General features: G+C 58.3%; 20 protein-coding genes. 6 read left to right on the forward strand and 14 right to left on the reverse strand.

Annotated features, from left to right (window positions below):
- Positions 1 to 2: 2 nt before the first annotated feature.
- Positions 3 to 1892 carry an ABC transporter ATP-binding protein gene (locus AC13RM_RS14195; RefSeq protein WP_488555208.1) on the reverse strand — a complete coding sequence of 630 codons (1890 nt, stop codon included), beginning with the start codon at positions 1890 to 1892 and terminating at the stop codon, positions 3 to 5.
- A gap of 227 nt (positions 1893 to 2119) precedes the next feature.
- Between AC13RM_RS14195 and AC13RM_RS14200 the strand changes: the two genes are divergently transcribed.
- Positions 2120 to 2776 (forward strand): dihydrofolate reductase family protein, encoded by a 657-nt coding sequence (locus tag AC13RM_RS14200; protein ID WP_374822112.1) that lies wholly within the window; start codon positions 2120 to 2122, stop codon positions 2774 to 2776.
- 153 nt (positions 2777 to 2929) lie between these two features.
- On the opposite strand, the gene AC13RM_RS14205 is transcribed toward AC13RM_RS14200, so the two are convergent.
- Positions 2930 to 3139: a hypothetical protein gene (locus tag AC13RM_RS14205; protein ID WP_113229883.1), complete on the reverse strand. Its 210-nt coding sequence runs from the start codon at positions 3137 to 3139 to the stop codon at positions 2930 to 2932.
- The gene (gene rpsU, locus AC13RM_RS14210) at positions 3136 to 3426 is read right to left on the reverse strand and encodes a 30S ribosomal protein S21 (protein WP_113229882.1); all 291 of its coding nucleotides are present in this window, start codon (positions 3424 to 3426) and stop codon (positions 3136 to 3138) included. The genes AC13RM_RS14205 and rpsU overlap by 4 nt, the downstream gene beginning before the upstream one ends.
- A 35-nt stretch (positions 3427 to 3461) precedes the next feature.
- On the opposite strand from rpsU, the gene AC13RM_RS14215 reads away from it, so the two are divergent.
- Positions 3462 to 3635, forward strand: a complete 174-nt coding sequence (locus tag AC13RM_RS14215) for a hypothetical protein (protein ID WP_488555209.1) — start codon at positions 3462 to 3464, stop codon at positions 3633 to 3635.
- 211 nt (positions 3636 to 3846) lie between these two features.
- On the opposite strand, the gene AC13RM_RS14220 is transcribed toward AC13RM_RS14215, so the two are convergent.
- Together AC13RM_RS14220 and AC13RM_RS14225 are read right to left on the reverse strand one after the other, a co-directional pair.
- Positions 3847 to 4056: a cold-shock protein gene (locus AC13RM_RS14220; RefSeq protein ID WP_075852595.1), complete on the reverse strand. Its 210-nt coding sequence runs from the start codon at positions 4054 to 4056 to the stop codon at positions 3847 to 3849.
- 365 nt (positions 4057 to 4421) lie between these two features.
- A complete protein-coding gene (locus AC13RM_RS14225) occupies positions 4422 to 5312 on the reverse strand; it encodes a LysR family transcriptional regulator (protein WP_374822106.1) in 891 nt (296 codons plus the stop codon).
- A gap of 103 nt (positions 5313 to 5415) precedes the next feature.
- Between AC13RM_RS14225 and AC13RM_RS14230 the strand changes: the two genes are divergently transcribed.
- The 3 genes from AC13RM_RS14230 (at position 5416) to AC13RM_RS14240 (ending at position 8109) form a co-directional block, all read left to right on the forward strand.
- Positions 5416 to 5640 (forward strand): DUF1127 domain-containing protein, encoded by a 225-nt coding sequence (locus tag AC13RM_RS14230; protein WP_374822103.1) that lies wholly within the window; start codon positions 5416 to 5418, stop codon positions 5638 to 5640.
- 434 nt (positions 5641 to 6074) lie between these two features.
- Entirely contained in the window at positions 6075 to 6929 is an 855-nt protein-coding gene (locus AC13RM_RS14235; protein ID WP_374822100.1) for a D-alanyl-D-alanine carboxypeptidase family protein, read from the forward strand.
- A 439-nt stretch (positions 6930 to 7368) separates the two neighbouring features.
- Positions 7369 to 8109: a class I SAM-dependent methyltransferase gene (locus AC13RM_RS14240; RefSeq protein ID WP_374822097.1), complete on the forward strand. Its 741-nt coding sequence runs from the start codon at positions 7369 to 7371 to the stop codon at positions 8107 to 8109.
- A 290-nt stretch (positions 8110 to 8399) separates the two neighbouring features.
- On the opposite strand, the gene AC13RM_RS14245 is transcribed toward AC13RM_RS14240, so the two are convergent.
- From AC13RM_RS14245 to metG, 5 genes are all read right to left on the reverse strand, one after another.
- Positions 8400 to 8879, reverse strand: a complete 480-nt coding sequence (locus AC13RM_RS14245) for an SRPBCC family protein (protein WP_285172669.1) — start codon at positions 8877 to 8879, stop codon at positions 8400 to 8402.
- 61 nt (positions 8880 to 8940) lie between these two features.
- On the reverse strand, positions 8941 to 9438 hold the full coding sequence (locus tag AC13RM_RS14250) for a YbaK/EbsC family protein (protein WP_285172668.1): 498 nt from the start codon (positions 9436 to 9438) through the stop codon (positions 8941 to 8943).
- Positions 9435 to 10262, reverse strand: coding sequence for an MBL fold metallo-hydrolase (locus tag AC13RM_RS14255; protein ID WP_374822093.1), 828 nt, complete (start codon positions 10260 to 10262; stop codon positions 9435 to 9437). The genes AC13RM_RS14250 and AC13RM_RS14255 overlap by 4 nt, the downstream gene beginning before the upstream one ends.
- A 4-nt stretch (positions 10263 to 10266) precedes the next feature.
- A complete protein-coding gene (locus AC13RM_RS14260; RefSeq protein ID WP_374822090.1) occupies positions 10267 to 11049 on the reverse strand; it encodes a TatD family hydrolase in 783 nt (260 codons plus the stop codon).
- 8 nt (positions 11050 to 11057) lie between these two features.
- Positions 11058 to 12611 (reverse strand): methionine--tRNA ligase, encoded by a 1554-nt coding sequence (gene metG / locus AC13RM_RS14265; protein WP_113229871.1) that lies wholly within the window; start codon positions 12609 to 12611, stop codon positions 11058 to 11060.
- A gap of 307 nt (positions 12612 to 12918) precedes the next feature.
- On the opposite strand from metG, the gene AC13RM_RS14270 reads away from it, so the two are divergent.
- Positions 12919 to 13662, forward strand: a complete 744-nt coding sequence (locus AC13RM_RS14270; RefSeq protein WP_374822157.1) for a sulfite exporter TauE/SafE family protein — start codon at positions 12919 to 12921, stop codon at positions 13660 to 13662.
- Positions 13663 to 13713: 51 nt separating this feature from the next.
- Here AC13RM_RS14270 and AC13RM_RS14275 read toward each other — a convergent pair whose 3' ends face one another.
- The 4 genes from AC13RM_RS14275 to AC13RM_RS14290 all read right to left on the reverse strand — a co-directional run bounded on the left by AC13RM_RS14275 (position 13714) and on the right by AC13RM_RS14290 (position 18026).
- Positions 13714 to 14745, reverse strand: a complete 1032-nt coding sequence (locus AC13RM_RS14275; protein WP_374822087.1) for a DNA polymerase III subunit delta' — start codon at positions 14743 to 14745, stop codon at positions 13714 to 13716.
- Positions 14742 to 15419, reverse strand: coding sequence for a dTMP kinase (tmk, locus tag AC13RM_RS14280; RefSeq protein WP_374822084.1), 678 nt, complete (start codon positions 15417 to 15419; stop codon positions 14742 to 14744). Before tmk ends, AC13RM_RS14275 begins: the two co-directional genes overlap by 4 nt.
- A 152-nt stretch (positions 15420 to 15571) precedes the next feature.
- Positions 15572 to 16783, reverse strand: coding sequence for a D-alanyl-D-alanine carboxypeptidase family protein (locus tag AC13RM_RS14285; RefSeq protein WP_374822082.1), 1212 nt, complete (start codon positions 16781 to 16783; stop codon positions 15572 to 15574).
- 70 nt (positions 16784 to 16853) lie between these two features.
- The gene (locus AC13RM_RS14290) at positions 16854 to 18026 is read right to left on the reverse strand and encodes a septal ring lytic transglycosylase RlpA family protein (protein ID WP_374822079.1); all 1173 of its coding nucleotides are present in this window, start codon (positions 18024 to 18026) and stop codon (positions 16854 to 16856) included.
- Positions 18027 to 18300: the final 274 nt, after the last annotated feature.

Here is an 18300-nt window from a genome sequence, read left to right on the forward strand (position 1 = left end):
TGTCATACCTCCCTTTTCGCTCTTTCGAGCGTGCCGCCCGACATCTTGACGACATCATCCTCCGGGCGAACCTGCAGATCGTAGAGCGCCTTGTATCGCCCACCTGCGGCCAAGAGCTGCTCATGCGTGCCGCGCTCGACGATTTCGCCATCCTCGATGAAGAGGATCTGGTCGGCATGCATCAGCGAACTCAGCCTGTGGGCGACGATCAGCGTCACGCGGTCCCGGGCGAAACGCTTCATGGCGCTGCGGATGCGCTGCTCCGTCGCGGCGTCGATCGCGGCGGTGGAATCGTCGAATACCATCACGGCGGGCTTCAGCATCAATGTCCGGGCAATTGTCAGGCGCTGGCGCTGCCCGCCGGAGAGCGACACGCCGCGCTCGCCGACGATTGTCGTATAGCCGGCCGGCAGGCCGAGAATGTAATTGTGCAGCTGCGCCGACTCTGCGGCGCGCTCTATGCGGGTTTCCTTCGCCCAGGGGTCGCCATAGGCGATGTTGTTCTCGATACTCGTCGTGAACAGGAAGGAATCCTGCTGCACTACAGCAACGTTCTGCCGCAGCGATTGCAGCGTCGCCTTGCGGATATCCTGGCCGTCAAGCGTGATCCGCCCGGCCGTGACGTCGTAAAAGCGCGGAATGAGATGGGCAATGGTGGACTTGCCGCTGCCGGGCGGACCGACAATGCCGATCGTCTCGCCGCGCTTTGCCTCGAAACAGATATTCTTCAACACCGGCCGCATTTCCGAGCCCGGATAGCTGAAGTCGACATTCTCGAAACGCAGCGTGCCTTCGGTCACGACGAGCGGCCTGGCGTCCGGCGCATCCTTGATGGGAATGTCGAGATCGAGGAGCTCAAACACGCGCGAACCGCAGGTCGAGGCGCGTGCGAAAGCATTGACCATCAGGCCGAGCTGGCGCACCGGCATCTGCAGAATGGTCATGAATGTCAGAAACGAGGCCAGCATGCCGACACTGATCTCGTCATTGATAACCTTCAGGCCGCCAAGCCAGAGCACGAGGCCCATGGACACGAAGAAGGAGAGGTTCATGGCGCTAGTGTTGACGACACGGATGCCGACGCGCTTGTGGGCGAGGGAAAGCGCATTGTGCGAGGCCCGGTCAAACTTCATGAGTTCGTGCGCCTGCGCGGCGAAGGCGCGCACCACGCGGATGCCACCGAGATTTTCCTCCATCACGCGCGTCAGCACCGAGAGGCGCTCCTGCAGATCTAGCCATGTCGAACGCAACCGCAACTGCGTGACGGAAGAGCGCCACGCCACGAAAGGCACGAAGCTCAGGGCCAGCAGGCCGAGCGCGACATCGGTGGACAGCAGCATATAGGCGCCGACGCCGATCAGCATGGTCAATAGCACCATGCGCACCAGCGCGGTCGAGAAGTACATGCGCACGCCTTCGAGATCGAGCAGGCCAACCGTGATGAGATCGCCAGAATGGGCCTTGTCGTGGAAGCTGAAAGAGAGTTGCTGGATCTTTTCATAGCAGGCGAGCCGAAGCTCATAGCCCATATGATGGCCGACGGCTTCGCTGTAGTAGTTCTGTACCATCGTGAACAGGCCGCGCAAAATGCTGACGACAAGCAGCAGCAGAGCGGTTGTCATTAAGGCATTTTCGGCGATCTGGCCGGCTGCACCGCCGGCGACCGCCGTCTGTGTCTGGTCGACGGCACGGCCCAAGAGGCGCGGGATCGTCAGCTGCAACGTGGCAGCCACGAAAGTTGCTCCAATGGCAAAGCTGGTCTGCCAGGGATGACGCAGCGTCATATGGGTGATCCGGACGATCGTCGACAGGCCTTGGCCCCAACCGACCGCATTGACATGCGCACGCGAAGCCAGTGGCTTCGCGGCGCTTCTTGATGAATCGCTGCTCACGCTTTTATCCAGGCATAATTAAACGAGGCGGGCCCGCAGACGGGTTCGTATCTCAAGGAAAATATTGATAGGATGAATTTTGCCGATTCCGTGGCGGCGTTCAAGAGTCAATCGGTCACAAGTCCAACGCGAGCGTTAGATTGCGTGTTTAAAAATTAATCGATGACATGTCGGGATCGAAACCGACGAGACGTCCTCTGGGCACCATGCCCGAAAAGGAGGACATCATGCGTAAAGTCATAGCGGCAACATTCATCAGTCTCGATGGCGTCATGCAGGCACCCGGCGGTCCGGACGAGGACCCGACCGGCGGTTTTGAGTATGGTGGCTGGGTATTCCCTCATGCCGATGAAGAAAGTGGCAAGGCGCTCTTCGAACTGTTCGAAAAGCCGTTCGATCTGCTGCTCGGACGCAAGACCTACGATATTTTCGCAGCCTTTTGGCCCTATGTCGGCGACGATGATCCAATCGGCCAGCGATTCAACAGCGTTGTCAAATACGTCGCAACGCGTGGCGATGTCGAGCTGAAATGGAACAAAAGCCAGTCGCTCGGCAAAGATATCGTGGCGGCGATCAAGAAGTTGAAAACAGGCGAGGGGCCGGATCTTCTCATTCAGGGCAGTGGCGACCTTATTCAGACCCTATTGCGTCACGAGCTGATCGACGAATTCAAGCTGGTGATCTTTCCGGTCGTGCTGGGCAGCGGCAAGAAGTTGTTCGCCGGCGGGGCGGTTCCTGCCGCAATGAAACTGCTGCGCACCCAGTCGTCCTCTAACGGCGTCATCTTTGCGACCTATCAGCCGGATGGCCCGGTGAAGACCGGCTCCTTCGTCGGGCCGAGCCCGTCCGAAGAAGAAATCGAGCGCCGCAAGCGGCTTAGATAGACAGTCGGATCGGCGCCATCGCCGCCTGTGCATAGGAGAACGAATATATCTCTTGCGGCCGTCCTCTACAGCAAGCCTACAGTGGCGCTGTCGATCCGCAAGGGGTACGGCCGCAAGTCAATCGAAGGGAACGGAGGCGCGCTCGGGCGGTCGCTATTCCTTCTTGCTTTTCTTTTTTGCTTTCGGCGCTGGTGCTAGCTCCGCCTCTTGCGCCAACCGAAGCGCGCGAAGCCTGTCCGTCTTTTTCTGCCGAGCAGATGCTTCATCGGCCACGATACCCTTGGCAATCGACGTCGTCTGCTCAGCCTTGGCCTGTGCAGAGGGCTTTTCGGGCTTGAAGAGATTGTCTTTCGACTTTGTCATGCTTCCCCGTTATCAGCGGGCGTTTTTGTAAGAGATGGTGGACGTCCACGGCCTGACGTCATGACTTTCCTCTTTGGCGCCGGCAACAGGCCTTCACGTTGAGCCTGCTTACGGGCAAGCTTACGGGCACGGCGGACCGCCTCGCCCTTTTCGCGGGCACGCTTTTCGGATGGCTTTTCATAGGCGCTGCGGGCTTTCATTTCCCGGAAAACGCCTTCGCGCTGCAACTTCTTCTTCAGGACGCGGAGCGCCTGTTCAACATTGTTGTCTCTGACCAGAACCTGCAAAGTGTCTCCTTCTCAGCTCGCGCTGTATTTATTTCTTGGTACGGATCGAATTCGAGTTGATCCAGCTTGATTTCGATATTTGCGGTATCTCGGCTTGCGTGGGCGACAGCGACGAGGGGGGAGGCCTCAACGTCGATATCGTCCTGACGGATGCTGCGCTCGAAATTCTCGTTCTGGAAGCGGATGCGGTAGTGAACAACGCCCTGTGAGAGCGGCATGACAGATACCACGCTGCCGGCGGGTTGGATGCTTCCGAAAATTCCAGGCTTCAGGACGACACTGTCGCCCGGCCGGTAACGACCATGGGCCATGTCGTTCTCCGTTTGAATGAAAAACAAAAGGCCGGGACGTATCCCGACCTTCCTCGGTCATAGTTTCCGCGTGCCAGTACATCCGTGGTCGCGCAGAGCCGTGACAAATTTATGCGGCCCGAAGATTGTCAGCCGAGCTCTTGCCAGATCTACGATCCTGCACGATGTCGTAAGTGATCTTCTGGCCATCGTTGAGCGAACGCATGCCAGCACGCTCTACTGCTGAAATATGGACAAAGACGTCCGTGCTGCCATCATCAGGCTGAATGAAGCCGAAGCCCTTGGTGGAGTTAAACCACTTTACAGTACCAGTGTTCATAACGATTTCCTTTCGTAGTAACCGTTGTTGCTCCCGCGATACCTTGCGGAATTAGATCGATTATTTGAGAGGAAATCCGGCGAGAGTCAGATGGCTCTTCGGCGATGTCACAAGCAATGGTCGATAGGCTCTATATAGGTTCAATTCACGTTTTGGCAACAGAGGCGCTCGGAATGACAGTTTTCGAGCCTGTGGTGTGGCTTTTTGCGGCGAACTTCGGCCTGCTCAGGTACGAGACCCATCTCTCCAATATACCGAGACCGAATCATCGTCTATCCTGCCCGAGATCGATGACCTGTTCTTGGAGCAAGCAGCTACGGACACTGCTCTTTGGTCCGTAAGCGAAAGGCCGCCGACCACTTACCCTATACCGTGTGATCCGACGCTTGAAATTCGCGAAGGGATTTCATGATTTCGCGAAGACCCTTCGTGAGATGCTTGTCCCGGCGCAGGACTATCCCGAGCTGCCGAACCAGTCTCGGTCTGAGCGGTGACGTCACCAGAAGATCGGACTTGTCGCGTCTCAGCGCCATGTCCGGGAGGATGGACCATCCGAGACCCGCGGCGACCAGTTCCTTGATAGCCTCGACGCTACCGAATTCCATGGCCGGTTCTGGGCGGACGCCTCCTGCCTCGAACCATTCGTTCGTCGCGCGGCGTGTGTTGCCGCCTTCATAGAGCAACAGCGTCTTGTCTTTCATGAATTCCACATCAGGCCCGCCATCCGGCATTACGCTTCCTTTGGGGGCGACGGCCAAAAGCTCGTCCTCATGGAATGCTTCGACCTCGAGCGAGCGGCCGGCGGCGGGCAGGGCCACTACTGCGAGATCCAGCGCATTGGTTTCGAGATCCCGCAGAATCTCGTCGATATTGCCAATGCGCACAATGATCTCGATATCAGGCATGCGTTTCTTTGCCATGGCGATGGCGCGCGGCAAGAGATGGATCGAGGCCGTGCCGCCGCTGCCGATCCGCACACGGCCGACGGATCCCTCGCGAAAAGGCGTCATCGCATCCTCCGCCAAAGAACAGCATTCGATGATGTGCCGCGCATGCTGCAGCAGATCAAGTCCGGCTGGTGAGGGCTGTGCCCGTCGCCCGACGCGCTCGATCAGTTTCACGCCGAGGCGCTGCTCCAGCAGCTTCACCTGCAGGCTGACGGCAGGCTGCGTCAGTCCGACCTTATCGGCAGCAGCCGTAAAGCTGCCTAGATCGACGACGCTAACAAAGGCGGCCAGCTGATCCAGATTGAGCAACAGAAGAATTCCTTATGGATTGTATAAATACCATAAGCTTCATTCATTGCTTAAGCCAGTGCATCCTGAGGCCATGTTGATATGAGCCCCAAGGAGCAGGAAAATGACCACCGATATCGATAGGCCGATGCCGGCAGCGACAGGCGCAGGTCGTAGTCCGCGAAGGCGTGGAATTTTGCGAAGGGCGCTGGCGAAGTTTCTGGCTTATCTCGAAAAGCGTGAAACGAGGTGGGACCTGCGCGACCTTACTGACGATCAGCTTCGCGATATCGGCATGACGCGCACTGAAGCGTACACCGAAGTCAACAAGTCCTGGTTTTGGAGATAAGGCATGTCGCTCAAAAGCACGCGAGCCGTCGGGCCGAACGCCTTAAATAGCGGTGTTCCTGATGCGACCGCCAGCAGTATTTGAGCGAGGTGGTAACGTTGCGGCCCTGTCCCCGATAGCAGAAACCGCTTTCGCACATTGCGTCGCGATGGTTTGCGATATTTCGCACGTTCACCGCCGCAATCAGGCCTGCATAATCCTTGTTCGCGGCGCCGAAAGCGTAACTCATTCCCGCGTCATTAACCGATTGCGATCCGGCCCAGCCAATATTGAAAAGAGCAGGGGACTATTACCGCATAGCCCTTTTTTCATGGCGCCATTCTTTTTTCCGCCATAGATTTGCCCGATCCATCGCCTTCGAAAAGGGCGAATATTCCCTTTCGATCGCCCGGCGCCCCGTCACAGATCTCGATCACAGGAAACGCAGACAAACCATGCTCAAGAAGACCTCCATGCTGCTCGCCGCGGCAATCTCGACCGCGTCGTTCCTTGGCGCAGCTTCGTTGGCGCAGGCCGGGCAGGCGAGCTATGTGGTGGATGCTCATAGCGGCCAGGTGCTGGAGGCATCGAACGAGAACGAGCTGAATTTCCCGGCATCGCTCACCAAGATGATGACGCTCTATCTCGCTTTTGAAGCGCTGCATGCCGGTCATCTGAAATGGGATCAGAAATTGACCATGTCGGAGAACGCCGAGAGCAAGGAGCCCTTCAAATTCGCCATCGGCGCGGGCCGCAAGGTCACTGTGCGCGAAGCTGTCGAGGGCATCATCGTTCTGTCCGCCAACGATGCGGCGGTTGCGATCGGCGAGCAGCTTGGCGGTTCCGAGGATAACTTCGGCAAGATGATGACCGCAAAGGCGCATCAGCTCGGCATGAGCAATACGGTGTTCAAGAATCCCTCTGGCCTGCCGGATCCGGAGCAGGTCACGACAGCCCGTGACATGGCAACCCTCGGCGTTGCGCTGATGCGTGACTTCCCGGAGGAGTTCAAGCTCTTCTCGATGCGCGGCATCAAGTTCCGCGGCATGAAGCTGCGCGGCCACAACAATCTCATGTATCGCTACGCTGGAGCCGACGGCATCAAGACCGGCTACACCGATGCTTCCGGCTATAATCTTGTGACCTCGGCGACGAAGAACGGACGCCGTGTTGTCGGCGTGGTCATGGGTGAGAAGACCGCTGAAATTCGCGACAACAAGATGGCAAGCCTTCTGGATACGTATCTGTCCCCGGTGGCCACAACAGCCACGGTATCGACCGGAGCTCCCAAGCAAAGCTCGGCCAACTAAGCTCGGCCTGATTTCAGCATCCAGCCAGCCATTCATTTTTGATGCAGCCGACAAGAGGCTGGCTCCGCTGAGAAGCCGATCCCACTACATCGTGCCTGTCTTAGAGGGTAGGGGATCGGGTTTCTACGTGCAAACGTGTGATGAAAATCCCGACTGCCTCTCGCTGAGAGAGCTCTCGCGCGGCGAATAATCAAGTAGTGATTGCCGAACTGGCGGACTGCCCTATGTCTACAGCGGAAGTTGCTCGTTCGCTGCGCTTGTCATGTTCTGGTAGGAATCGGCGCCGAACCGCGAATTCGCATAGACGGAGATATCTGGTTTCAGTTTGTTATTCTCCGAAAATGAAGGATCCATCATTTGACCGCCACCGGTCTGATGATCCTTGCAATATAGATTTCGCAAACATTTCAACGCATTAGGTCAAGTTGGGAGGACCGGGATGACGTATGATGCACGTTTGGCGCGTGAGCGCGACTTTCATAATGAACGCTTCGGTGCGGTGGAGGAGCGTAAGGAGGACTCGTTCTATTTCGCGGTAAAGCCCGCCGTGGATGCCTATTGGCGGCTGGTGAGGGCAGCCTGTCCCGATAGGGACGTGCTCGAATACGGGTGCTCAAATGGCATGAGCAGTATTGGTCTCGCACACTCCGCCAAGCAGATAACCGGTATCGACATTTCGGACGTCGCCATTCAACAGGCCACGAACATGGCGGCTCTCCGCGGAATCGAGAACGTGACGTTCCAAGTCGATAATGCGGAGGATATGAATCTGCCGTCAGCGAGCTTTGATGTCGTTTTCGGCAGCGGCATCCTGCATCATCTTGTCCTGGATAAATCGCTGAGCGAGATCCGGCGTGTGTTGCGACCCGGCGGGAAAGCCTTCTTCTTCGAGCCGCTCGGCCACAATCCCGTGATCAATCTCTATCGCAACCGGACGCCAGAGGCCCGTACTGTCGATGAGCATCCGCTTTTGAAATCGGACTTCGAGATCGTGCGCAAATATTTCTCGAAGTGCGATCTGGAATTCTTCGGGCTCGCTGCGCTCGCGTCCATTCCGTTTCGCAAGAGCCCGTTCGGTGCTGCGGTCCGGGGCACCGGCAAGCAGATCGATAATCTGCTGCTGAAAATCCCGGGTGTCAGATGGCAAGCCTGGATCGTCGTCATGGCTTTGGAGGCATGATGGGACTGACCGACGATCGAAGTTCGGTCAGCCATCTTGGTTTGCACGAACGGCGAGACGTTACCCAAATGCGTCGGACCGACGCTAGGGGATAAGCGCGCTGTTATCCAGATCGATATGGGAGTAGGTGCGTTTCATTGCGTGCTCCTTGCGAGTGACAACCCATTTGGTATCATTCGCAAGTCGCACTTGGAAATAGAATGTACCTCGCCACATAAAAACATCAGATAAGATAGATTATGGAACTAAAATGGATATCGATATAGCGATGAGGCAGACGCTTTTGGTTTTTATTCCAGATGGTTGGCCAGATTTCCGAGGGTCGATTTCAGTCCCTCGTCATGATCTTCTCTGCTGATGCCGCAAGGAACGTTCTGACAAATTACGGTGACCCTTGTGCCGGTCGGAACCTCTTCCAAGGACCAGGTTATGGTCATCGTTCCCCCGAATGCGGCGTCATCGGATTCGAAATCCACCGCCTGAACGATGCGTTCATCCGCCACGATCTCGATGAACCGCCCGGAGACAATGTCGGCATGCTCCGAGGATTTTCCAGGCGTCGAATGATCCGGCGCGTCATAGGACAGCGCCATTCGATAGCTGCCGCCTTTATGCGGTTCGAAAACGTGGATGCGGCATGTCATGCCTTTCGGCGGAAGCCATGAGGCCAATGCTTCGGGATCGAGGAATGCTTTGAAGACCGCGTGTGGCGTCGAGCGAATTATCCGGGAAGCAGTATCGGTCCTTTTGCCGTCCGAAGCTTCGCTCATCGCATCCTCCCTGTAGCACCGCGGGGATTCCATGCAATCTCTGCCGGCGCCGGCTGATTCGTTATTCTTTGCTCGTCTTGATGCGGATCACCTTGGCCGTAATCTTCTCGGCCAGTGTCGTTGGATTGCAGGAGAAAATGCTGTCCGGCCGTCCGGCTGCGCACCAGACCTCATCGTAAGTCAACAGGCTTTCGTCGATGAAAACAGGCAGATCGACCAGATGGCCGATGGGCGCGACGCCGCCGATGGCGAAACCGGTCTCGTCGCGCACGCGATCGATGTCGGCCCGCTTCAGTCGAACGCCATAAGTTGTGGCAATATAAGCCGTATCGGCATTATGGGCGCCCGAAACCAGAAGCAGCGTCAGCGCCTGCGTATCGGCATTGACAAAGACCAGAGATTTCACGATCTGACCGACGGCGCATCCTACGGCCTTGGCAGCCTCTTCTGCCGTCCGCGTCGATTGCTCCATGCGCTTGATCGAGATGTCGAGCCCCAGCGTGCGCGCCGCAAGTTCGACGCGCTCCAGGCTGGAAAGCTTCTTGATATCTTCGCTCATAGATCGTCGTCCTCCACGTCGAGTTCGATCTGCATCTGATCATAGGCCGGCTCGACATGATCGGGCGTTTCAGCCAGTACGGTTTCATAATCGAGCGGCGTATGCATGTGGGTCAAGATGGCATGTTTCGGCGCCAGGCGTTCGATCCACTCGAGCGACTGCTCCAACGACAGATGGCTTGGATGCGGCCGATACTGCAGAGCGTCGATGATCAGAATGTCGAGGTTTTGAACTCTTTCTATCGATTCCGGTGGGAAGTCACTGATATCGCTGCAATAAGCGAGTTTGCCGATACGGAAACCCAGCGAATGGATATCGCCGTGTACCTGCTTGTGCGGCCAGAAGCGGATCGGACCGCCTGCCCCGTCGATCACGAAACTTTTCTCGAGATTTTCGATCAGCACCGGCCGTACGATCGGCGGATAGCTGCTGCCGGTAGGCGTTTCCAGGCAGTAGCGGAAGCCTTCGCGAATGCGGTCCATCGTCGGCGGATCGGCATAGATCGGGATGCGCTCGTTTGAAATATGGAAATAGCCGCGCAGATCATCGATGCCATGAATATGGTCGGCATGGGCGTGGGTATAGAGAACGGCGTCGATAAAGCTGACGCCGGCATGGATCATCTGTTCGCGGAAATCCGGACCGGTATCGATGACGACGGTGGTAATGCCACCGTTCGGCGCGATCTGTTCTATCAGGAAGGCCGCACGCGTCCGTCGATTTTTTGCGTTTTTCGGATCGCAGGCGCCCCAGTCGCCGGTGATGCGGGGAACGCCCGGCGACGATGAACAGCCCAAAATGGTGAAGCGCCGCCGGTATGTCACGACGTCAGACCCTCGTCATTTTCGAGAAGCAGCGGAAGGCGTTCGCCGTGGTGATTTCGGCTATATCAGCCATGCTGACGCCGATCGCATCGGCCAGCACCTCGGCCGTGTTGACGACATAGGACGGCTCGTTGCGTTTTCCCCGCCAGCGCTTCGGCGCGAGATAAGGCGCATCGGTTTCGACCAGCAGACGATCGTGTGGGATCGTCTTGGCGATCTCGCGCAGCTCTTCCGATTTCGGAAAGGTCAGGATGCCGGAAAAGGAAATATAGCCGCCGAGCTCGACACCGGTCTGGGCAAGGGCAGGGCCGGCGGAGAAGCAATGGAGGATAAAGGGAAAAGCCCCCTTCCCTGTTTCCTCCGTCAGGATCGCGGCCATATCCTCATCGGCACTGCGGCTGTGTATGACGAGCGGCAGCTGTGTTTCGCGCGCGGCTGCGATATGGCGCAGGAAACCGGTCTTCTGATCTTCAGGCTTGACGGTATCGTAGAAGTAGTCGAGACCAGCCTCGCCGATCGCGACGATCTTCTCATGCTGGTTTGCCAACCGCACGAGATCTTCGGTCTGGATGTCCAGCTCCTGATCGGCGCTGTTCGGATGCGTGCCGACCGAGCAGAAAACCGACGGATAGCGCTCGGTGAGCGCAAGCAATCCGTCGAGCTTCCTGACCTTAGTCGAGATGGTGACCATCTGCTTGACGCCCACCTCGTGAGCGCGGGCGACGATCGCGTCGCGCTCCTCTTCGAAATCGGCAAAATCCAGATGGCAATGCGTATCGATCAGCATGGAAAACCTTATTCGACGGTCGGCGCGACATAGCGCGGGAAGACCGGCTTCGGGGCTTCCAGCGGCGTTCCGGCAACGAGGCGGCCAGCCTCGCCGAGCGCCGCGAAATCGCGCTTGTCGGCTGGGATGGCGATGAGATCCAAGAGCTTGCCCGAGGATTCCGGCATGAACGGCTGCAGCAGAATGCTGATCTGGCGCACAACATCGGCCGTGACGTAGAGCACGGTTGCCATGCGGGCCGGGTCGGTCTTCTTCAGTGCCCAGGGCTCCTGGCTCGCGAAATAACGGTCGGTTTCGGAAACCACCGCGATGATGGAAGCAAGGGCACGATGAATGAGCTGCTTGCCCATGTCTTCGCGCGTCGAAGCGTGCAAGGCGTCGGCCTGCGCGAGAAGTGCCTTGTCTTCATCCGTCAATGGGCCGCATTCCGGGATCTTGCCGTCACAGTTCTTGACGATCATCGACAGAGAACGGCTGGCAAGATTGCCAATGCCGTTGGCGAGATCGGAATTGATGCGCGTGCCGATCGCTTCTTCGCTATAGCTGCCGTCCTGGCCGAAGGAAACTTCGCGCAGGAAGAAGTAGCGCACCTGGTCGAGGCCGAAATGGTTCACGAGATTGACCGGATCGACGACGTTGCCGAGCGACTTCGACATCTTCTCGCCCTTGTTGAGCAGGAAGCCGTGGGCATAAACGCGCTTCGGCAGCGGCAGCTTCGCCGACATCAAGAAAGCCGGCCAATAGACGGCGTGGAAACGGATAATGTCCTTGCCGATGACATGGAGGTCGGCAGGCCAGTATTTCGCCCTCGGATTATTGCGATCCTCTATGTAGCCGGTCGCCGTGATGTAGTTGGTCAGAGCGTCGACCCACACATACATGACGTGCGACGGGTCGTTCGGTACCTTGATGCCCCAGTCGAAGGTCGTACGCGAAATCGACAGATCCTTCAGGCCGGATTTGACGAAGGAAATGACCTCGTTGCGGCGCTCGGCCGGACCGATGAAATCGGGATTTTCCTCATAGTGCTTCAGCAGCCGGTCCTGGTATTCGGAGAGCTTGAAGAAGTAGCTTGCCTCCTCCACCCATTCGACCGGCGTGCCTTGCGGCCCGTAGCGCACGCCGTCGGCGCGCAGCTCCGTTTCGTTTTCCTGGTAATAGGCTTCATCACGCACCGAATACCAGCCGGCATAGGAATCCTTGTAGATGTCGCCGGCATCGGCCATCAGGTTCCAGATGTTCTGGGAGGTCTCGTGGTGGCGCGGCTGCGTCGTGCGGATGAAATCGTCATTCGACGCATTCAGCAGCTTGCCCATCGCCTGGAATTCGTCGGAATTGCGATTGGCGAGCTGTTGCGGTTCCATGCCTTCGGCTCGCGCCGTCTGCTGCATCTTCTGGCCATGCTCGTCCGTACCCGTCAGAAAGAAGACATCGCGGCCATCGAGGCGCTGATAACGCGCCATCGCATCGGTGGCGATCAGCTCATAGGCATGGCCGATATGCGGCTTGCCGTTGGGATAGGCGATCGCGGTGGTGATGTAGAACGGAGTTTTTTCGGTCATGTGAGGCAGTGGCCCGCTTTTACTGTTACGTCGCTGTTATTCTTGCTCCGCTCGCTTTAGCGCATGTTTGCCATGAGCGAAACATCAAGTTTCGCGCGCGCAGCATTCGGAACTTCAGGATGGCGCTTTGCTTGACTCGACTCCGCCTCGCCTTTACCCACTTCCAAAGACTGGAACGCAGGACAGAAGTGGCCGTGAATTTCATCGTTTTATGTATTGGCCTACCTAACGGCTTCAAGAGGCCGTGAATTTGAGTTTGATCAATTCCTTTCAGCCGCTTTATTCCTTTTCCGGCTTTTTCGTCGGCATGCTTGTGGGCATTACGGGGGTCGGCGGCGGTTCGCTGATGACCCCCCTGCTCGTGCTTCTCTTCGGCGTCCATCCGGCAACGGCCGTTGGCACGGATCTGCTCTATGCCGCAATCACCAAGACGGCTGGAACGGCCGTGCACGGCATGCACGGACGGATCAATTGGAGGGTTGTCAGTCTTCTCGCTTCCGGCAGCGTTCCGGCGGCACTCGCCATGCTCTGGATCATGGCCGGCGTCAATCGCGAGAGCCCCGCCGTTGCCCATGCCATCACCCTGTCATTGGGCTGTCTTTTACTTTTGACGGCATTGATGCTGATTTTCCGAGGCCAGATTCTCGAGGCCATTCGCAAATGGCGCGGCGAACGCGGCACGATATCGCCGCGCAACATTGCTCTGTTGACGGTCATCCTCGGCCTTATGCTCGGCATTCTCGTGACGATGACATCCGTCGGCGCGGGCGCGCTCGGTGTCACCGTCCTGCTGGTGCTTTATCCGCAGACGGATGTCCGCGAAATTGTCGGTTCCGATATCGTCCATGCCGTGCCGCTGACCCTGATCGGCGGTATGGGCTACTGGTTTATCGGCGAGATCAACTGGACGATGCTCTTCGCCTTGCTGGTAGGATCCATTCCCGGCATCGTCGCAGGCAGCCTGCTGGCACCGCGCCTGCATGAGCGCTCCGTGCGCATCATCCTTGCCGTTACGCTGGCCATCGTCGCCTGGAAGCTGATCTTTCCCTGATGCGATTCAGAGGAAGCGCCGTTATGGCTTTCGTCGGGCATGGTGATCTGTCTATGCCGAAAGCTGCTGCTTGAGCTCGCCAAGGATAGTGATGAGCGTCTGCTTGCGGTCAAGATTGTACGCCTGGGACACGTTCAATCGCTCAGTGGTCTCCGAATGCAGCCGGGCCAGCCTCTCGGCCGTGGAAATGGAGCCGCCAAGCGCGGCGGCGCGAGCCCGGTCGATGATGTCATCGCCGATATGCGACAGGAAGAAACCAAAGATCGTGTCGCTATCTTTGCCGGAAAGCGCGTCGGCGAGGCGGTGCATCGCCTTCCGAGCAGCAGGTCCATCAGCAGAAAGCACCTGCCGATAGGCCTCGATGATTTCACCGCCGCCGTAATTCAGGAGCTTGAGCGCCTCGCTGACGCTGCCCTTGGCCGCCGAAAGGACCTCGTTCCCCTGTCCCGGCGATACACCAAGATTTTCGAGCGCCCAGCGTAAAGCTTCGTTTTCGAGCGGCGCGAGCTTCAGAGGCAGACAGCGCGAGCGGATCGTCGGCAGAAGCCGGCCCGGCGCATGCGACAGCACGAGGAACAAAGCGCGCTTCGGCGGTTCCTCAAGGATTTTCAGGATGGCGTTGGCAGCGCTTCGGTTGAGATCGTCAGCGGGATCGATGATGACGATGCGCCAGTTGCCGGTGCCCGAAGTTTGCGAAAAGAATTTTCCGGCGCGACGCACTTCGTCGACGGTGATCGCGGATTTCACCTTGCCGGTCTTGTCGTCGATCGGCCGGCTCAAATGCAGCAGATTATGCGATGCTCCGCCGGAAATCTGCCGGCTGACGACCGATGCTGGATCGGGATCGCCGATCCTCTCCGGCGCGGATGCCGGATCGGGATGGGAGAGGACGTGATTGGCGAAACGAAAGGCGAGCGTCGCCTTGCCGATGCCCTCAGGCCCCTCGATCAGCATGGCGTGGTGGCCTTTGCCGGAGCGATAGGATTGTGCAAGGAAGGCCTCCGCCTGCTCATGGCCAAAGAGTTTCACATTATCCTGCGGAGGAATGGCGCCGTCGAGGACACCCGGCCGTTCATCGCTCATTGCGCCGCTTCCGATCCTGCGGCGATATTGGCTGCACCGAGCCGCTTGTCGACAATTTCGGCGATTTCAGCGGCGATCTCATCTTCCGACTTCTGAGCATCGATGATGTGACAACGCTCGGGCTCGCGGGCAGCGATATCGAGGAACGCTTCGCGACGCTTCTCGTGGGTCTGCATCTCTTCCTTCTCGAAGCGATCGGGTGCGGTTACGGCGGAGGCGCGCTTGCGTGCGCGCTCCAGACCGACTTCGGCGGGAATGTCGAGAATCAGGGTGCAATGCGGAATGACGCCGTTGACGGCAACCCTCTGCAGAGCCTCGATATAGTCAGGCTCGAGATTGCCCGTCACACCCTGATAGACGCGCGAGGAATCCATGAACCGATCGCAAAGGACGATGGTGCCGCGCGAAAGTGCCGGACGAATGATGTCCTCGACATGATCGTTGCGAGCAGCAGCAAAGAGGATGGCCTCCATGCGCGTGCCGAACATTTCCGCGGCACCCGAAAGCAGGACGTGCCGCACCGCCTCTGCGCCCGGCGATCCACCGGGCTCGCGTGTGACAAGAACCTCGTGGCCACGCTCGCGCAACCGTTCAGCCAGCCGGCGAATCTGAGTGGATTTGCCAGCCCCCTCGCCGCCTTCGAAGCTTACGAATAATCCGTTTGCATCAGCCAATGATCATGTCCTGCACTTTTCGCGTGCCATTCGTGCGGCGTGCGATACGCATCCTGTTTAACCCAAGACATGGCCAGGTGGAACCGTGCATGTCCCGGTCTCCGCCACTCTATATGGGGTGTGAACAGAGATTCGCGAGCCTTACGGCCTACTCACGTCGGCAAAGGCTTGTCCCACAGCCAGGAGAACAGCAGCGATTCCGTCAGTTCCATGAAGGCATCGAAAGCGCGGCGACCCAATGTGCCCCGCTCGACCGATTCCTTCGTATAGAGTGGCAGCTCCCGCACCAAACGCGCGCCCAGGAACACGCGAAGGGTGCCGGCTTCGTAATCCGCGGCCACCGGCGCCGTCAGCGGCCAGCGATAGACGATGCGCGCCGAAAGCCGATCCGGCGTCTCGATCGGAACATAGACATCGACGGGTATTTTCGCCTGCAGGCCGACGGTGGAAGCAGCGCCGCCATAGACGCTGGCGTCGCCGATCACTTCGCCGACGGCGAAGATACGCTGGCTCTTGAAATTGCTGAGACCCCATTCGAGGACGCGTCGCGTCTCCTCGATGCGTTCCTTGTCGCTCTTCAGACCCCCCAGCGCCAGGAACAGCCGGCGGCCGTCGCGCTGAATGGAGGCGACGATCGAAAAGCCTTCGCTTTCGGCAAAGCCGAGTCCCAGACCATCCACGCCGATATTGAGTAGAAGCACCGGGTTCTTGTTGCGCTGATAGATCTTGTTCCAGGTGAAGTCGGCCTGCCCGAAATATTTGTAGAGATCCGCGTGCTTCTCCTGCAGGTCCTGTGCCAGCATGACCATCTCCCGCGCGGAGACCTTGCCGCCGCCATTGGGATCGTTGGCATCGGGCAGCCCGGTTGAATTGGTGAAGGTCGACCGCGACATCCCGATCTCGCGGGCGCGCGCCGTCATGCGCCGCGCGAATTCGCGTTCGCTGACAGACATGCCTTCCGCCAGAACGATGCAGGCGTCGTTCGCCTGCTGCACGGCTATACCCTGGATAAGATCGCCGACGCGGATACGAGATTTCAGAGCTGCGAACATCGTTGACGCACGCGAGGGAGCGCCGCCCGTCCGCCAGGCATTTTCCGAGACGGGATATTCGGTGTCGAGATTGATCTCCCCTCGCCCGATCGCATCGAAAACGACATCCAGCGTCATCAGCTTCGCAAGCGACGCAGGCGAAATCAGCTGATCCTCGTTTTTGGCAAGCAGGATCGTACCGGTCGACGCCTCGATCATGAATGCCTGCGCGGCTTTCGTGTCGAAAGCGCCTGGTGCAGCCGGCTGCGCAAAGGCCGTGACATTTGCGAATCCGAGGAGAAAAAGGAACAAAAGAATCAAGCGCTTTGGCATATCGTCCCCTTCATCCGAGCACCGGCACGATTATTTTAGTGACGGGTTAAGATTCAGGCAATGACGCCGATCAATCGACCTGCGTCGTAGTCTGGTGCTGGCGGCGATAGGACGAGAGAATCGATTCCTGCGTGAGGCCGTCGTTGCGAACCATGACGGCATCGAAAGCGAGATCGACATAAACTGTTTTGACCGGCGCACTCTGATAGGCGGCGACAGCCGAACCCATCGATTGATCGTCGAGGCTTGCCAGCCGGGGCGTGAAATCCGGTCGCTCACGGGGAATCGGCCCGATTTGCGGCAGAACGATCATGACCGGCTCGGCGCCCTCGGCGGCAGGCATTGCGCCTCCGTTCCAGGTCATCGGCGGCGGATTGTTGCGCTTGTCGCCATTGTAGGCAGGCTTCGGCGCATCGGCGAAGGCCGTTGCCGAATAGGGCGACTGGCGTGGGACGGGCGCCATCGCCGGCGCGGCATCAAAGCTGCGCACCTGGCGGCTGGGGCGCGTCGGTGTTGGGGTATACGAATCCGGCAGCTGATCGGCAGTCATCCGGCCGGCAGAGGCCACCATCACGCCAGTTGCGATCTGGCCCCCCGGGTTGATGCCGGGCAGACGCGACCCCTTCGGGATGTAGGAAGCCATCAGATAGGGTTCGTCATGACCGTCCATGCGGGCGCGGCCGACATATTGCACGCGTACGTCGCCGGTGCCGCTGTGCTGAAGGTCGAGCAACTGTGCCGTCTTGTTCGAAAGGTCGATGATGCGGCCGGGATGGTATGGGCCGCGATCATTGACGCGAACGATGATGGAGGAGCCGGTCTCGACGTTGGTGACGCGGGCATAGCTCGGCAGCGGGAAAGTCGGATGGGCGGCGGTCAGCGACTGCTGGTCGTAAACTTCGCCGTTGGCGGTCAGACGGCCGTGAAAGGCCGAGCCATACCAAGAAGCGACGCCCACCTTGTTATAGCCGAAATCTTCCTTGGGATAATACCACTTGCCCTTCACCTGATAGGGATTCCCGACCATGAAGCGGCCGCCACCCTTCGGCACCGGGCCGTTATTGACGACGCGAGGACTCGCCTTCACGCCATATTCCTTCTCGGAGAAATATTCCTTGCCGTGCTTGCGTGTCGAGGCAACCTTCTGAGACGTCCCGCAAGCCGTGATGGTTGCACACATCAGTGAGAGAGCAAACCAACGCATGGCCGTTGTGTATGTCACCGCACGATTTTCGAATGTCATCTGTCCCAAGCCGCTACTCATTACTTTGACGGAGGTCTGCCACCGGTAGTCCCTCGTTCCGGTATCCTGCTACGCTCCAATCACCTAACGGTGCTTTAATCATGATTGCAGTTTGTCCATTTTGCGATGCAAATTGAGCGCACCGAAGAATTTCCGAAGATCATGGTTAATGCCCAGTAAAGCACTGCCGGCTGCAAGTAGTGTCGGTCACGACCGTCCCGCTCCGGTAATGACCTGTTCTACGGTCGCCATCAACCGTTCCGGATTGCCACAG

It is taken from the genome of Martinezella sp. CNPSo 3732, assembly GCF_057784515.1.

What these genes read in the sequence shown, in the direction of transcription:
- AC13RM_RS14200 (WP_374822112.1), top strand. Translation starts at nt 2,120, where the DNA reads ATGCGTAAAGTCATAGCGGCAACATTCATCAGTCTCGATGGCGTCATG.
- AC13RM_RS14205 (WP_113229883.1), bottom strand. Translation starts at nt 3,139, where the DNA reads ATGACAAAGTCGAAAGACAATCTCTTCAAGCCCGAAAAGCCCTCTGCA.
- AC13RM_RS14220 (WP_075852595.1), bottom strand. Translation starts at nt 4,056, where the DNA reads ATGAACACTGGTACTGTAAAGTGGTTTAACTCCACCAAGGGCTTCGGC.
- AC13RM_RS14230 (WP_374822103.1), top strand. Translation starts at nt 5,416, where the DNA reads ATGACCACCGATATCGATAGGCCGATGCCGGCAGCGACAGGCGCAGGT.
- AC13RM_RS14235 (WP_374822100.1), top strand. Translation starts at nt 6,075, where the DNA reads ATGCTCAAGAAGACCTCCATGCTGCTCGCCGCGGCAATCTCGACCGCG.
- AC13RM_RS14240 (WP_374822097.1), top strand. Translation starts at nt 7,369, where the DNA reads ATGACGTATGATGCACGTTTGGCGCGTGAGCGCGACTTTCATAATGAA.
- AC13RM_RS14245 (WP_285172669.1), bottom strand. Translation starts at nt 8,879, where the DNA reads ATGAGCGAAGCTTCGGACGGCAAAAGGACCGATACTGCTTCCCGGATA.
- AC13RM_RS14250 (WP_285172668.1), bottom strand. Translation starts at nt 9,438, where the DNA reads ATGAGCGAAGATATCAAGAAGCTTTCCAGCCTGGAGCGCGTCGAACTT.
- AC13RM_RS14260 (WP_374822090.1), bottom strand. Translation starts at nt 11,049, where the DNA reads ATGCTGATCGATACGCATTGCCATCTGGATTTTGCCGATTTCGAAGAG.
- metG (WP_113229871.1), bottom strand. Translation starts at nt 12,611, where the DNA reads ATGACCGAAAAAACTCCGTTCTACATCACCACCGCGATCGCCTATCCC.
- AC13RM_RS14270 (WP_374822157.1), top strand. Translation starts at nt 12,919, where the DNA reads ATGCTTGTGGGCATTACGGGGGTCGGCGGCGGTTCGCTGATGACCCCC.
- AC13RM_RS14275 (WP_374822087.1), bottom strand. Translation starts at nt 14,745, where the DNA reads ATGAGCGATGAACGGCCGGGTGTCCTCGACGGCGCCATTCCTCCGCAG.
- AC13RM_RS14285 (WP_374822082.1), bottom strand. Translation starts at nt 16,783, where the DNA reads ATGCCAAAGCGCTTGATTCTTTTGTTCCTTTTTCTCCTCGGATTCGCA.
- AC13RM_RS14290 (WP_374822079.1), bottom strand. Translation starts at nt 18,026, where the DNA reads ATGACATTCGAAAATCGTGCGGTGACATACACAACGGCCATGCGTTGG.